14 protein-coding genes are annotated in these 13,502 nt (G+C 71.7%); 5 read left to right on the plus strand and 9 right to left on the minus strand.

What is annotated here, in order from left to right; all coding sequences use genetic code 11:
* Positions 1-291 precede the first annotated feature (291 nt).
* From EYQ95_RS24670 to EYQ95_RS24710, 9 genes are all read right to left on the minus strand, one after another.
* Positions 292-1,359 (minus strand): flagellar basal body P-ring protein FlgI, encoded by a 1,068-nt coding sequence (locus EYQ95_RS24670; RefSeq protein ID WP_370451340.1) that lies wholly within the window; start codon positions 1,357-1,359, stop codon positions 292-294.
* A gap of 192 nt (positions 1,360-1,551) precedes the next feature.
* Positions 1,552-2,319, minus strand: a complete 768-nt coding sequence (locus EYQ95_RS24675; protein WP_243700071.1) for a flagellar basal body L-ring protein FlgH — start codon at positions 2,317-2,319, stop codon at positions 1,552-1,554.
* 5 nt (positions 2,320-2,324) lie between these two features.
* Positions 2,325-3,110, minus strand: coding sequence for a flagellar basal-body rod protein FlgG (gene flgG / locus EYQ95_RS24680; protein WP_132331603.1), 786 nt, complete (start codon positions 3,108-3,110; stop codon positions 2,325-2,327).
* Between the two features lie 23 nt (positions 3,111-3,133).
* On the minus strand, positions 3,134-3,880 hold the full coding sequence (locus tag EYQ95_RS24685; RefSeq protein ID WP_132331624.1) for a flagellar basal body rod protein FlgF: 747 nt from the start codon (positions 3,878-3,880) through the stop codon (positions 3,134-3,136).
* Between the two features lie 630 nt (positions 3,881-4,510).
* Entirely contained in the window at positions 4,511-5,731 is a 1,221-nt protein-coding gene (flgE, locus tag EYQ95_RS24690) for a flagellar hook protein FlgE (RefSeq protein WP_132331605.1), read from the minus strand.
* A 38-nt stretch (positions 5,732-5,769) separates the two neighbouring features.
* A complete protein-coding gene (locus EYQ95_RS24695) occupies positions 5,770-6,438 on the minus strand; it encodes a flagellar hook assembly protein FlgD (protein ID WP_132331607.1) in 669 nt (222 codons plus the stop codon).
* A gap of 2 nt (positions 6,439-6,440) precedes the next feature.
* The gene (gene flgC / locus EYQ95_RS24700; protein WP_132331609.1) at positions 6,441-6,848 is read right to left on the minus strand and encodes a flagellar basal body rod protein FlgC; all 408 of its coding nucleotides are present in this window, start codon (positions 6,846-6,848) and stop codon (positions 6,441-6,443) included.
* 3 nt (positions 6,849-6,851) lie between these two features.
* A complete protein-coding gene (gene flgB, locus EYQ95_RS24705; protein WP_132331611.1) occupies positions 6,852-7,223 on the minus strand; it encodes a flagellar basal body rod protein FlgB in 372 nt (123 codons plus the stop codon).
* Between the two features lie 129 nt (positions 7,224-7,352).
* A complete protein-coding gene (locus EYQ95_RS24710) occupies positions 7,353-8,294 on the minus strand; it encodes a chemotaxis protein (RefSeq protein ID WP_132331613.1) in 942 nt (313 codons plus the stop codon).
* A 281-nt stretch (positions 8,295-8,575) separates the two neighbouring features.
* On the opposite strand from EYQ95_RS24710, the gene flgA reads away from it, so the two are divergent.
* The 5 genes from flgA to EYQ95_RS24735 all read left to right on the plus strand — a co-directional run bounded on the left by flgA (position 8,576) and on the right by EYQ95_RS24735 (position 13,277).
* Complete coding sequence (gene flgA / locus EYQ95_RS24715; RefSeq protein WP_132331615.1) at positions 8,576-9,244, plus strand: flagellar basal body P-ring formation chaperone FlgA; 669 nt, start codon at positions 8,576-8,578, stop codon at positions 9,242-9,244.
* Positions 9,245-9,343: 99 nt separating this feature from the next.
* The gene (gene flgM, locus EYQ95_RS24720) at positions 9,344-9,658 is read left to right on the plus strand and encodes a flagellar biosynthesis anti-sigma factor FlgM (RefSeq protein ID WP_132331617.1); all 315 of its coding nucleotides are present in this window, start codon (positions 9,344-9,346) and stop codon (positions 9,656-9,658) included.
* Positions 9,659-9,662: 4 nt separating this feature from the next.
* A complete protein-coding gene (locus EYQ95_RS24725) occupies positions 9,663-10,025 on the plus strand; it encodes a flagellar protein FlgN (RefSeq protein WP_243700072.1) in 363 nt (120 codons plus the stop codon).
* A complete protein-coding gene (locus EYQ95_RS24730) occupies positions 10,022-11,245 on the plus strand; it encodes an ATP-binding protein (protein WP_132331619.1) in 1,224 nt (407 codons plus the stop codon). The genes EYQ95_RS24725 and EYQ95_RS24730 overlap by 4 nt, the downstream gene beginning before the upstream one ends.
* A gap of 223 nt (positions 11,246-11,468) precedes the next feature.
* On the plus strand, positions 11,469-13,277 hold the full coding sequence (locus EYQ95_RS24735) for a GGDEF domain-containing protein (protein ID WP_243700073.1): 1,809 nt from the start codon (positions 11,469-11,471) through the stop codon (positions 13,275-13,277).
* Positions 13,278-13,502: the final 225 nt, after the last annotated feature.

A 13,502-nucleotide genomic window follows, 5' to 3' on the forward strand; every position in this document is an offset into this window, starting at 1 on the left:
CGGGCGCGCTGGCAGGCGCAAGCCGCTGTGCAGCCTGGACTTTTTGCTTGAGAGTTTTTTCCGGACAGCAGTGCGCGTTCGCGGGGATGACGACGTAATGGGCCGGGGCACCAGAACGCCGCGGAAGGGGGGGCGGAAGTGACTGGGTCCCCGCCTTCGCGGGGACGACGGTGGGCGGCGCCGGCGTGCGGGGCGTTCGTGGCTCTACCGCGTCGGTGGGACGGCTCGGACGTGGCGCTACGACCACGAGTCTCTGTCTTCGCGAGGACGACCAGCGGGAGGGTGCCCCCGTCAGATGATCTCCAGCTCCGCCCGCAGCGCCCCAGCGCGCTTGAGCGCCTCCAGGATCGCCACGATGTCGCCCGGCGCCGCGCCCACCGCGTTCACCGCACGCACGATGGCGTCGAGCGACGTGCCGCCCTCGAGCTTGAACATGCGCCCGCCGCTCTGCGTGGCCTGGATGGTCGACTGCCCCACCACCGCGGTGTCGCCGCCGGCCAGCGCATTGGGCTGGCTGACCAGCGCGGTCTCGGTGACCGACACCGTGAGCGAGCCGTGCGAGACCGCCGCCGGCAGCACGGTCACCTGGCCGCCCATCACCACGGTGCCGGTGCGCGAGTTCACGATGACCTTCGCCGCGGCGGCGCCGGGCGAGACGTCGAGCGATTCGAGCCTCGCCAGGAAGCCCACGCGGTCGCCGGCCGGCGGGTCGATCTCGATGGTCACGCCGTCCAGCGCGCGCGCATGGCCCGGGCCGAACGCCGCGTCGATCGCGGAGACGATGCGCGCGGCGGTGGTGAAGTCGGACTGGTTGAGGTTGAGCGTGACCACGCCCGCGCCGGTGCCCCCGCCGACGGCCCGCTCGACGATCGCGCCGTTGGGAATGCGGCCGGTATTGGTGGCGTTGACGGAGATCTTGGAGCCGTCCTTGCCGGCCGCGCCGAAGCCGCTGACCACCAGCGAGCCCTGGGCGATGGCGTAGACCTGCCCGTCGGCGCCCTTGAGCGGCGCCATCAGCAGCATGCCGCCGCGCAGCGAGCCGGCGTTGCCGATGCTGGACACGGTGACGTCGATGGTCTGCCCGGGCTTGGCGAAGGCCGGCAATTCGGCGCTGATCGCCACCGCGGCCACGTTCTTGAGCTGCGGGTTCACGCCCGGCGGAATCGTCACGCCGAGCTGGTCGAGCATTGACTTGAGCGACTGCACGGTGAACTGCGTCTGCGACGTGCGGTCGCCCGAGCCGTCCAGGCCGACCACCAGCCCGTAGCCCACCAGCGGGTTGCCGCGCACCCCGGCGACCTGCGCCAGGTCCTTGATGCGCTCGGCGCGCGCGGGCAGTGCGATGGCCAGGGCCAGCATCGCGTACGCGGCGGCCCAGGCGGTGCGGTGGCGGAGGATGGGCTTCATGCGGAGTCTCGGTCGCGGTGGGCGGGTGTCAGGGGCGGCGCGCGCGGCGGAACGACACCGGCGCGACGTAGCGGGAGCCGTCCACGCCCGGCGCGCGGCGCGGTAGCAGGCGGCGGAAGAGGCGGCCCAGGATCGACATGGCCGTCAGTACGGGAAGGCCGCGGAATTGAAGAAACGGCCCAGCCAGCCCATCGCGTTGCTGCGCGCCAGCGTGCCGCGGCCGCCGTAGACGATCTTGGCGTCGGCCACGCGGTCGGAGGCGATGCGGTTGTCCGGGCCGATGTCGGAGGTGCGCACGATGCCCTGCACCTGCACCAGCTCGTCGCCCTGGTTCAGCCGTACCTTCTTCTCGCCGGAGACCAGCAGGTTGCCGTTGCCCAGGTCCTGCACCACGGTGACCGTCACCGTGCCGTCGAGGCGGTTGCTCTGCTGGCTGTCCCCGCCGCCGGCGAAGGTGCGGCTGCCCTCGACCTCGGCCGACAGCGGCCGGCCGTTGATCGTCGTCGGGATCCCGCCGATGACGGGGGCGGAAATGCCGATGCCCGAATCCTTCTGCACGGCCGTCTGCGCCTTGGTGGACGCGGCGGTGCGCTCGACCAGCACGATGGTGAGGATGTCGCCCACCTCGCGCGCCTTGTTGTCCTGGAACAGGCGCAGGCTGCGCGTGCCGCTGGCGGCGGCATTGGCGTAGATCGAGCCGCCGGTGTTGGCGACCGGCTGCACGGCGGGCGCGGCGGCCACGTGCTGCTGCATCTGCAGGCCCGCGGCGCGCTGCGCCATGGCCGCGTGCACCTGCGCGGGCGTGGGCGCGCCGGTGGCGTCGGCCGCCTGCGGGAAGGCGCGCACGTCGCCCATGACGGTGGCGCAGCCGGAAAGCGCGAGCAGCGCGGCGGCGAGGAGGGCGGTCTTCATCACGGTCACACGTTGTTGTTGAGGAAGGCCAGCATCGAATCGACCGTGCTGATGGCCTTGGCATTGGTCTCGTAGGCGCGCTGGGTCTCGATCATCGACACCAGCTCCTCCACCACGTTGACGTTCGAGCTCTCGACCGAGCCCTGCACCAGCGTGCCGATGCCGCTGGTACCCGGCGCGCCCTGCTGCGCGGGGCCGCTGGCGCCGGTCTCGGTGTAGAGGTTCTCGCCGCGCGCCTGCAGGCCGGCGGGGTTGACGAAGTCGGCCAGCGTGAGCGAGCCGACCTGCACCGGCGCGGCCTGGCCCTGCACCTGCGCGGTCACGGTGCCGTCGGCGCCGATGGTGATGGCCTGCGTGCCCTCGGGCAGCTGCAGGCCCGGCTGCACCGGGTAGCCCGCGCTGGTGACGAGCTCGCCCTGCGAGTTCACCTGGAAGGAGCCGTCGCGCGTGTAGGCCGAGGAGCCGTCGGGCATCAGCACCTCGAAGAAGCCGCGGCCGTTGATGGCCACGTCCAGCGCGTTGCCGGTGTTGGAGAGGTTGCCCTGCGCGAAGTTCTTCGCGGTGGCCGCCACCCGCACGCCGGTACCGACCTGCAGGCCGGTGGGCAGCTGCGTCTGCTCCGACGTGCTGCCGCCGGGCTGGCGCACGGTCTGGTAGAGCAGGTCCTCGAAGCTGGCGCGGTCGCGCTTGAAGCCGGCGGTGTTGACGTTCGCCAGGTTGTTGGCGGTGACGGCCATGCGCGTCTGCTGCGCGTCGAGGCCGGTCTTGGCGATCCACAGTGCCTGGGTCATGGCGTCTTCTCGTTACGTGCGCGTCAGCGCGAGGACAGCAGGGAATTGGAGCTGCGGGCGTTCTCGTCACCGCTTTGCAAGACGCGTACCTGCATCTCGAACTGGCGCGAGAGCTGGATCATGGAAACGAGCATCGTGGTGGCCTCGACGTTGCTGCCTTCCACCGCGCCGGAAACCAGCACCGGGCCGGCGGCGGGCGGCGGCGCATCGGCGCCGGGCTGCGGGCGCATCAGGCCGTCCTCGCCGCGCACGAGCTCGGCCGTGCGCGCGGCCACCACCTGCAGCCGGCCGGCCTCGGTGATCGTGCTGGCCGGCTGGCCTCGGGGAACGATGGAGAGCGTGCCGTCGCCGCCGATGGTGAGCGTCTGGTACGGCGGGATGGACAGCGGCGCGCCGCCGGCATCGAGCACCGGCAGCCCGCTGGAGGTGGTGAGCAGCCCGTTGGCGGTGAGCTTCAGATCGCCCGCGCGCGTGTAGGCGGTGGAGCCGTCGGGGGCCTGCACGGCCAGCCAGCGGTCCTGGTGCAGGGCGATGTCGAGCTCGTTTCCGGTCTGGCGGATCTGCCCGGGCGCCGCGCTCACGCTCAGGCTGCGCTGCGCCGCGGCCACGCGCGAGGCCAGGCCTTCGCCGGTCACCGGCACCGCGGCGGTGGCGGTGAGCGTGGCCTGGAAGCCGGCGGTGTCGGCATTGGCGAGGTTGTGCGCGACCCCCGCCTGCGCCTTCAGCGAGGCGCTGGCGCCGGTCATGGCGATGTAGAGCGACTTGTCGATCATGCGGGCGCCGGGGGTTGGGGCCGCTGGAGGCCGTTGGGTACGGTCAGGCAAGGGGCGTGCCAGTGGGGCGCGGGGGGCGGCGGGGCTCCCGGGCATGCGGCGGCCGGTGTCGTCGTGCTGACAGGCCGTCGTTCCCACGAAGGCCGGGGGGCACGGTGACTCTCGCCTCCCGCGGACGGTGGCATCCGTGGACGTTGACTTCGCTGTTGCCGTTGTTCCTTGTCGAGCGACAGCCAAGGCGTTTCGTGCGCTGTCGCGCCCGAGGTACTTTTCTTTGCTGGCCCAAAGAAAAGTACCCAAAAGAAAGGGCCTTTCCCGACACGTCTACAGCCCGCGACCGGACACGGCGTCGGGATCGGCACACTCGGCATCCTGCCTCGGGTGCCGACGGCGCGCTTCCTGCGCGCCGCCCCTTCGGGGTCTCACGGTTCGCACCAGCTGTTGATGGGGCGCGAAAACAACAGCACGAGCCAACACCCACGGCCACAGCCGACAGCCATGGCCAACAGCCACGGCGAGCGGTTTGCCGGGCGGCCGCGTTTGCGGCGCGCGCCACGAAAAAAAGGCCGCCCCTCCCGGTGCCCGGAAGGGACGGCCCCCACTCCCCCCACAGGAGTCCGTTCGACGTCAGCGGATGTTGATCACGGTCTGGGTGATCTGGTCCTGCGTCGAGATCATCTGCGCGTTCGCCTGGAAGTTGCGCTGCGCGGTGATCATGTTCACCAGCTGCTCGGTGAGGTCCACGTTCGAGGCCTCGAGCGCGCCGCCCTGCACCAGGCCGAACTCCGAGGAGCCGCCGAAGCCACGGCGCGGCTGGCCGGATTCGAAGGTCTCCGCCCAGGCGTTGTCGCCGGTGGGCTGCAGGCCCTGCGGATTGGCGAAGTTGGTCAGCACCACCTGGCCCAGCGGCGTGGACACGCCGTTGGTGTAGCGCGCCTGCACCACGCCCTCGGGCGAGACCTCGATGGAGGTGAGGCGGCCGGTCGAGTGGCCGTCCTGCGTGAGCGAGGACACGCTGAAGCTGTTGCCGAACTGCGTGGAGTCCGACAGGTTGAGCGTGATGTCCATGGGCGCGGCGCCGCCGGGCGGGGTGAACGTCGGCAGCGTGACGTCGCCCGTGGCCGGCGCCACGAGCGCGCCCATGTTCGAGTACTGCAGCGTGGTCGGGCCGCCGACGGCGTTGCCGTCGATGTAGGTATGCACCTGCCACTCGTTCGGGTTGGCGGTCTTGACGAAGTACATCGACTGGCTGTGCGCCGCGCCCAGCGAGTCGTAGACCGTCATCGACGTCGTGTAGTTGTACGAGGTCGGGTCGGCCGGGTCGAACGTGGCGGTGGCCGGCGCGTTCGCATCACCGGGCAGGTTGGTAGCGATGGTGGTCCGGGTGGTCGGGCGCGGCGGTGCATCGGCGGTGGAGAGCTGCAGGTCGCTCATGCGGCCGGTGTCGAAGCCGGTGCCGCTGGCGTTGGGCAGGAAGACCTGCAGTCGATGGCCGGACGGGTTCACCACGTAGCCGTCGCGGTCGGTGCCGAAGTTGCCGGCGCGCGAGTACACGAACGAGCCGCCATTGGACATGGTGAAAAAGCCCTGCCCGTTGATGGCGAGGTCCAGGGCCTTGCCGGTGTTCTCGATCGTGCCCTGGCTGAACTGCTGCGCCACCTGCTGCAGCCGCACGCCCGCGCCGATGGCGTTGCGCGCAAGGCCGTAGGCCGAGGTCTGGTAGACGCTGGCGAACTCGCCGCGCGACTCCTTGAAGCCCGTGGTGTTCGAGTTGGCGATGTTGTTGGAGGTGATGTTGAGATCGGCCGAGGCCGCGTTCATGCCGCTGAGCGAGATGCGGAAGCTCATGGTGGTCTCCGGAAGGGGTGTGCGACTGCGTTGCGGATTCAGCCGATGCGTCGCACGGCCGAGAGGGGATGGCTGCCGAGGCCGGCGAGGTTGAGCGTGAGCCCGGTGGGCTCGATCGACACGCTGTCCACGCGCGCGGCCAGGCGCACGGCCAGGGCCTGCGCGTCGCTGCCGGTGCCGGACGTGGCGCGAACGGTGTAGCGCCCCGCCGGTGCCGCGGCGCCGGCGCCGGTCCTGCCGTCCCATGCATACGGGACGGCGCCCGCCGCGTCGGCCTGCACCGACATGCGGCGCACCACCTGGCCGCTGGCGTCGACGATGTCGATCTGCACCGGGCCGGCGCCGGTGGCGACGATCTCGCCGCGGACGCCCGCGCCGGCCTGCAGGTCCAGCGTGCTGGCTTCCACCAGTGCGTCGTGGCCGACCAGCGCGGCGGCGCGCAGGGTCTGGTCGGACTCCATCACGCTGGCCACCGCGCCGAGCGCGTTCTGCATGTTCTCGATGCCCTGCACCGTGGAGAACTGCGCCAGCTGGCCCAGCATCTGCGTGCCTTCCAGCGGCTTGAGCGGGTCCTGGTTCTTGAGCTGCTCGGTCATCAGGCGAAGGAAGTCGGCCTGCCCGAGCTGGGTCCTGCGCGCGGCCTGCGTGGCCGCCAGGCCCTGTTGCGCGAAGGCGTTGTCGGTACTGGTTCCGGAAATCGCGGTCATCGTCAGCGGCCCATGTTGATGGTGGCCAGCGCGAGTTCCTTGGCCGTGTTGAAGACCTCGACGTTGGCCTGGTAGCTGCGCGAGGCCGAGATCATGTCGACCATCTGCGCGACCGGGTCGATGTCCGGCGCGTAGACGTAGCCCTGCGCGTCGGCCAGCGGGTTGCCCGGCTCGTAGCGCTTGACGGGAGCGGCGGTGGATTCCGTCACCGCCTGCACCTTGACGCCCGCAAGCGCGGGGTTGCCCTCGACCGGCGTGGCCTCGAAGACGGGCAGCTTGGCGCGGAAGGTTTCGTCGGCGTTCCCGGTGACCGAGTCGGCGTTGGCGAGGTTGGAGGCGACGGTCGACAGGCGCACCTGCTGCGCGGTCATCGCGCTGCCGGCCACGTCGAAGATGGGCAGGTTGGCCATGGCTTACTGCCCCGTGATCGCGGTGAGCATGGTGCGCACCTTGGATTCGACGAAGCGCATGGAGGCCTGGTACTCCATCGCCGCCTGCGCGAACGCCGCCTTGGCGCGCTCGCCGTCGACGGTGTTGCCGTCGAGGCTGGGCTGGCTGGACGGGGCATCGAAGCGCGCCGCCGCTGCCGCGCCGCGGATGGGGTCGGCGCCGCCGATGGCCGCACCGGGCGCGGTGGCCGCGCTCAGCGCACGGGCGAAGTCCATGTCCTGGGCGCGGAAGCCCGGGGTGTCGGCATTGGCGATGTTGGCCGCCAGCAGCTGCAGCCGCTGTTCGCGCAGCGCCAGCGCGGTGCCGTGGATGCCGAGGAACGATTCGTTGGCCATGGCCCCTCCGGGGGCGGGATCTCGGAGGGACTCAGGCAAGGGGTGTGCCAGCAGCCGCCGGGCCGGGCCGGTCGAAGGTCTGGATGCCTGCAGCGGGCTGCGCGCCGGGCCGGTCGCGACCGGCGCGGCTTACGCCGCCCGCGCGCGCTGCAGCGCCATCATCCGCGACTCGATCCGCTGCGCGAGCTCGCGCTCGGAGTACTTGGGCACGAAGTCGTCGGCGCCCACGCGTTCGACCATCGCGTGATTGAACACGCCCGACAGCGAGGTATGCAGGATCACGTGCAGCCCGCGCAGGGCAGGGGCGCGCCGGATTTCCGTCGTCAGGGTGTAGCCGTCCATGGCCGGCATCTCGATGTCGGAAATCACCATGGCATAGCGGCGCTCCGGCACGGCGCCGCCCTCGGCCAGCTGCTGCAGGTGCTCCAGGGCCTGCCGGCCGTCCGAGAGCAGGGTGGCCGACAGCCCGAGCTGCTCGAGCACGTGGCGGATCTGGTTGCGGGCCACGCGCGAGTCGTCGACGACCAGCACATCACGCGGGACGTCGGCCGCCAGCGACAGCGGCCTCAGGCCATGGGTCTCGATCGCGCGCGGGGCGGACTCGGCCAGCACCGATTCCACGTCCAGCAGCTGGATCAGCTCGCCCTGGAAGCGGGTCACGCCGGTGAGGTAATGGCATTCGCTGCCCAGGTCCGGCGGCGGGTGGATGTCCTCCACCGCGATGTTGACGATGCGTTCCACGCCGGAGACCAGGAAGCCCTGCACCGTGCGGTTGAACTCGGTGACCACCAGGTAGGGCGGTTGCGCGCCGCTGGCAGGGGCGGCATGCCCCACGGCGCGGGCCAGGTCCAGCACCGGCACCGTGCGGCCGCGCACGTCGGCCGCGCCGGCGAAGGCCGGCGGCAGCTGGGGCAGGGTGAACAGGGGCGGGCGCGGGATGACCTCCTGCACCTTGAAGACGTTCACGCCAAAAAGCTGACGCGAACCCAGCCGGAACAGCAGCAGGGCGAGGCGGTTGTGGCCGGCCAGGCGCGTGCGCTGGTCGATCCGGTCGAGGAGGTCGCGGCTCATGCCCGCGTTGTCGGCCGGTGGCTGTCGGGCTTGAGGGGGCAGGGTTCAGCCACGGATGGACACGGATAAGAGCGGCGTAGCCCTGGGGCGCTGCGATTCGCCACGAACCAATCCGTGTTCATCCGTGTCCATCCGTGGCTGAGCCGCTCTCCTCGCCCCATGCGCCCTGCGGCGCGCACGGGGATGCCTACGTCGCACCCGCACGGGCCCGGTCGCCAAGCCGCCCGCCTCGCGGCACACGCCTTGCTGGATGGCGGTCGAGTCGTCCCGTGGAGCCATCGATGGCCTCTCGAATCCTGCTGTCGCTGCTGCTGGGCCTGATCGCCATCACGCCCGGGGTCGTGCGGGCGTCGGCGTTCACGCCAACCCAGGCGATCGTGGAGGCGGCCGAGGCGGCGCTGGGCGGCGGGGGCGCGCAGGTCCAGGCCAGTGTCGACAGCGCCCTGCGCATGCCGGCCTGCCGCCAGGCCCTGGTGGGCGTGGCGCTGGGCGCGCGCATGGCCGAGGTGCGGTGCCCGGATTCCCCGGGCTGGCGGCTGACCGTGCCGGCCCGGGTGCGCCGGGAGGCCGAGGTCGTGGTGCTCACCTCGCCGGTGCGGGCGGGGCAGGCCATCGCCGCGGCGCAGCTGGCGGTGCAGCGCCGCGACCTGGCCGCCGGAGCGGGCGCCGGCATGGCCGACCCCACGCAGGTGGCCGGGCGCATCGCGCGTCGCTCCCTGCCCGCCGGGGCGGTGGTGAGCGCCGGCGACCTCGCCGACGGCGCCGGCGCGCTCAGGCGCGGCGACCCGGTGGTGCTGGTGTCGAAGGCCGGCGGCATCGAGGTGCGCATGGGCGGACGGGCGCTGGGAAGTGCCGTGTCCGGCGGGATCGTAGCGGTCGAGAACCTCGCCTCCCGCCGCATCGTGCGGGGGCGCCTGGTGGGCGAGGGGGTAGTCGAGGTCCTTCAATGAACGCAGGCCGACGAGCGGTCGGAGAAACTGCGAACTGGGCCTCAAGTCCGGCGGTGGACCGCCGATACCGGCCCTGACCGCCCATCCGTGGAGATCGCCATGACCACCAAGATCGATGGCCCGAGCCTTCCCCCGGCCCGGACCGTGGACGCAGCACAGGGCGCGAGCGTCGCCCGTGCCGGTGGCGACCGTTCGCAACCCGTCAGCGCCGCGCCGCCGGCCGACAGCCTGCGCCTGACCGGCGAAGCCGCCGGCCTGCAGCAGGCCATCGAGCGCGAGGTCGGCATGCCGGCCAGCTTCAACGTCGAGAAGATCAATGCCATCCGGGCCTCGATCGCCAGCGGCACCTACCAGGTGAATCCGCAGGAGATCGCCAAGCGCCTGGCCGCGCTCGAGCGCCAGCTCCTGGGGTGACCGCATGCACGCCGCCGCTTCCCTGACCGCTTCTTCGCCCACGGGCGATGCGCTCGATGCCCTCGAGCTGGCGCTGAACGAGGAGCGGCGCGCGCTGCTGGAGAACGACGCCGACGCGCTGATGCGCTCGACGCAGGCCAAGATCGTCGCGCTGCGGCGCGCCGAGGCCACGCCGCGCGCGGCCGACGCCGACCGCCTCACCGCCCTGGCCGAGCTCAACCGCGCCAACGGCATCCTGCTTTCGCGGCGCCGCCGCGAGGTCTCCTGGGCCCTGCGCCACCTGGGCCGCGTCGAGAGCGCCGGCGTGTACGATGCCGGTGGCCGGGCGGGCATCCGCCCGCAGTCGCGGGTCCTCGGCGTGGGATGACGGAAGACGAGCTGGTCGACTACTGGAGTTCGCAGATGCTCTGGGCCATCGGTGCCACGCCGATGGCCGTGCTGTTGCTCGCGCCCGACGGGGGCGTCGCGTTCGCCAACGATCCGGCGCGTCGCCTGGCGGCGCAGCTCGACCCCGCGCCGGCGGACGAGGCCAGGCTGCTCCACCGGCTGCTGGCGCTGGTGCCCGACACGGCCTGGGACGCGGCCTGCGGCGCGGGCCACTGGTCCGGCGACGTGCACACGATGGCCGGGCTCACCGTGGAAGTCGGCGTGTACTGCGGCCGCGGCGAGCACGAGGGCCGCCGCTTCGTCACCTTCAACGACGTCTCCGCGCGCAGCGCGCGCGAACGCGAGCTGCAGCAGCGCCACGACGAGCTCGAGCGCACCTACAAGCGCCTGGCGGGCGCGCAGGAGCAGCTGCTGCAGAGCGAGAAGATGGCCAGCATCGGCCAGCTCGCCGCGGGCGTGGCGCACGAGATCAACAACCCGATCGGCTACGTGCATTCCAACCTGGGCACGCTGCGCGAGTACGTCGCCTCGCTGTTCGCGATGATCGAGGCCTACGGCACCGCCATCGCTTCGCCCGACCCGGCCGCGCACCGCGACGAGCTGCGCGCGCAGCGCGAGAAGCTCGACATCGACTTCATCCTCGGCGACCTGCCGCAGTTGCTCGACGAATCGCGCGAGGGCATCGAGCGCGTCACCCGCATCGTGCAGGACCTCAAGGAGTTCTCGCACGTCGGCCGCAACGAGACGATGCGCCCGGCGGACCTGGTCAAGGGCCTGGAGTCCACGCTCAACATCGTGTGGAACGACCTCAAGTACAAGGCCAAGGTCGAGAAGATCTACGGCGACATGCCCGCCGTGGAATGCCATGCTTCCGAGATCAACCAGGTCTTCATGAACCTGCTGATCAACGCCGGCCAGGCCATCGCCGAGCGCGGCGTGATCACGCTGGCCTGCGGCGTGGACGGCGAGGAGGCCTGGGTGAGCGTCGCCGACACCGGCTGCGGCATCCCGGAGGAAACCCTGGGCCGCATCTTCGACCCGTTCTACACGACCAAGCCCATCGGCCGCGGCACCGGCCTGGGCCTGGCGATCTCCTACCGCATCGTGGAGAAGCACCACGGGCGCATCGAGGTCGAGAGCCGCCTCGGGCAGGGCACCACGTTCCGCGTGGTGCTTCCGGTGAGGCAGCCCACGGCCTGACGGCTGCGGCCCGCAAGGCCACGGGCCATCGCCGCGTCGATGCGGCCGGCCCCCATCCGTGCCGGCCGGCACACTTCGCGCGGGCGCGGTGCACGCTGCAACGAATACGTCATGCGGCCGCCACATGCTGCGCGCGCCGCAGCGGCGGTACGCGCGTCGCGCGGCGACGGCGAGGGACGGCCATCCATCCAGCACGATGCGCCGCTTCGGCGCGGGAGTCCGCATGGCCATGCTCCAGGCCGTATCCGACATCGCCCCCGCCAGTGCCGACCCCGTCGGCCGCGCGCTCGCCCCCGGCGTGCTGTATCCGGTGTTCCAGCCCATCTTCTCCACCGCCACCGGGGAAGTGTTCGCGCACGAGGCGTTGATGCGCCTGCACGGGGATCCGATCGCGCCGCTGGTGGTGCTCGACGCGGCGCGCCGGCAGGGCCGCCTGGGCGAGGTCGAGACGCTGGCCGCGCGCGTGGCGGCTGCGCGCTTCGACCCGGCCTGCGACGGGCTGGTCTTCATCAACCTCAGCAGCCACGCCATCCTGCAGGGGCAGGTGCGCCCGCAGCAGGTGCTCGACAGCCTGGTCGACAGCGGCCTGGACCTGCGCCGCTTCGTGGTCGAGCTCACCGAGCGCGACATCGTGGAAGACGCCGCGCGGCTGGCCGAGGCGCTGGCCTACCTGCGCGCGCGCGGCGTGCGGCTGGCGCTGGACGACTTCGGCAACGGGCACTCGAACTTCGAGCTCTGGCACGAGCTGGCGCCGGAGTTCGTCAAGATCGACCGCTTCCTCATCGACGGCATCGCCGGCAGCGCGGGGCGGCTGGCCATCGTCAAGGCCTTGCTGGAAGTGGCCGCGGCGCTGGGCGCGGAGCTGATCGCCGAGGGCATCGAGCGCGAGGGAGACCTGGCGCTGGTCAAGGACCTCGGCATCGGGCTGGTGCAGGGTTACCTGCTCGGCAGGCCGTCCACCGAGCCGCATCGCGCGCCATCGCCCGTGCTGCGCGAGCTGGGCACGCGCGTGCCGGTGCGGCCACGTCCCGCGCGGGTGTCGGGCGTGCGGCAGGTATCGGCCGCCCACCTGCTCATCGAGGCTCCGGCACTCACGCCGCAGCACACCAACGAGGACGTCGAAGGCGTGTTCCGCGCCAACCCGTCGTTGCATGCGCTGCCCGTGGTCGACGAGGCCGGGCGTCCGGTAGGCCTGATCAACCGCCGCGTCTTCAGCGAGCGTATGGCGCGCCCGTTCGCGCGCGAGCTCGGCGGGCGCAAGCCCTGCACCACGTCGATGCACGAGTCGCCCATCCTCTGCGACATCAACCAAGGCATCACCGACATGGCCGAGATCCTGCGCGGCGAGGACCAGCGCTATCTCTCGGACGGCTTCGTCATCACCGAGGGCGGGCGCTACCGCGGCCTGGGCACCGGCGAGGCGCTGGTGCGTCGCGTGAGCGAGCTGCGCATCGAAGCGGCGCGCTACGCCAACCCGCTGACGCTGCTGCCGGGCAACATCCCGATCACCGAGCACATCGCACGGCTGCTCGACGCCGGCCGCGCCTTCGTCGTCGCCTACTCCGACCTCGACCATTTCAAGCCGTTCAACGACCAGTACGGCTATTTCCGCGGCGACCGCATGATCCGGCTCGTCGCCGACGTGCACATGCACCACCTGGATCCGCACCTGGATTTCCTCGGGCACGTGGGTGGCGACGATTTCGTGGTCGTCTTCCAGAGCGACGACTGGCACGAGCGCTGCCGGCGCATCGTGGCGGACTTCAATGCCGGCGCGGTGCAGCTGTACGACGCCGAGGACGCCGCGCGCGGCACGGTGCGTGGCGAGGACCGCAGCGGGCGGCCTGCCACCTTCCCGCTCTGCACGCTGTGCATCGGCGTGGCGCAGGTGGCGCCCGCGCACTTCTCCGATCCGGAGGAGATCGCCTCCGTCGCCGCGGTCGCCAAGCGTCGCGCCAAGCGCGGCAACGTCGGCGTGTACGTGCTTTCGCACGAGGAGGCGCGGCGTCTCGCGCCGGCGTTCGGCACGTGATGCACGCCATGCGCGTGACGCGGATGTGTCATCGGGCGCGCAGTAGAGTGCGCCGCTTCCATGGGGATCCTGCAATGAATCGATGCCTTGGCCCGGCCGTGCTCGTCGCGGCCGCCCTCGCCCTGGTCGGCTGCGGCGGCGAGCCGCCGGCGCCGGAGGCCGATCCCGGCCCCGCGGGCGCAGTGGCCACGTCGATCGCCACGGTGCCTGCCGATGCGCTGCGCC

It is taken from the genome of Lysobacter sp. N42, from assembly GCF_004344885.1.

What these genes read in the sequence shown, in the direction of transcription:
- EYQ95_RS24670 (WP_370451340.1), bottom strand. Translation starts at nt 1,359, where the DNA reads ATGCTGGCCCTGGCCATCGCACTGCCCGCGCGCGCCGAGCGCATCAAG.
- EYQ95_RS24675 (WP_243700071.1), bottom strand. Translation starts at nt 2,319, where the DNA reads ATGAAGACCGCCCTCCTCGCCGCCGCGCTGCTCGCGCTTTCCGGCTGC.
- flgG (WP_132331603.1), bottom strand. Translation starts at nt 3,110, where the DNA reads ATGACCCAGGCACTGTGGATCGCCAAGACCGGCCTCGACGCGCAGCAG.
- flgE (WP_132331605.1), bottom strand. Translation starts at nt 5,731, where the DNA reads ATGAGCTTCCGCATCTCGCTCAGCGGCATGAACGCGGCCTCGGCCGAT.
- EYQ95_RS24695 (WP_132331607.1), bottom strand. Translation starts at nt 6,438, where the DNA reads ATGACCGCGATTTCCGGAACCAGTACCGACAACGCCTTCGCGCAACAG.
- flgC (WP_132331609.1), bottom strand. Translation starts at nt 6,848, where the DNA reads ATGGCCAACCTGCCCATCTTCGACGTGGCCGGCAGCGCGATGACCGCG.
- flgB (WP_132331611.1), bottom strand. Translation starts at nt 7,223, where the DNA reads ATGGCCAACGAATCGTTCCTCGGCATCCACGGCACCGCGCTGGCGCTG.
- EYQ95_RS24710 (WP_132331613.1), bottom strand. Translation starts at nt 8,294, where the DNA reads ATGAGCCGCGACCTCCTCGACCGGATCGACCAGCGCACGCGCCTGGCC.
- flgA (WP_132331615.1), top strand. Translation starts at nt 8,576, where the DNA reads ATGGCCTCTCGAATCCTGCTGTCGCTGCTGCTGGGCCTGATCGCCATC.
- flgM (WP_132331617.1), top strand. Translation starts at nt 9,344, where the DNA reads ATGACCACCAAGATCGATGGCCCGAGCCTTCCCCCGGCCCGGACCGTG.
- EYQ95_RS24725 (WP_243700072.1), top strand. Translation starts at nt 9,663, where the DNA reads ATGCACGCCGCCGCTTCCCTGACCGCTTCTTCGCCCACGGGCGATGCG.
- EYQ95_RS24730 (WP_132331619.1), top strand. Translation starts at nt 10,022, where the DNA reads ATGACGGAAGACGAGCTGGTCGACTACTGGAGTTCGCAGATGCTCTGG.
- EYQ95_RS24735 (WP_243700073.1), top strand. Translation starts at nt 11,469, where the DNA reads ATGGCCATGCTCCAGGCCGTATCCGACATCGCCCCCGCCAGTGCCGAC.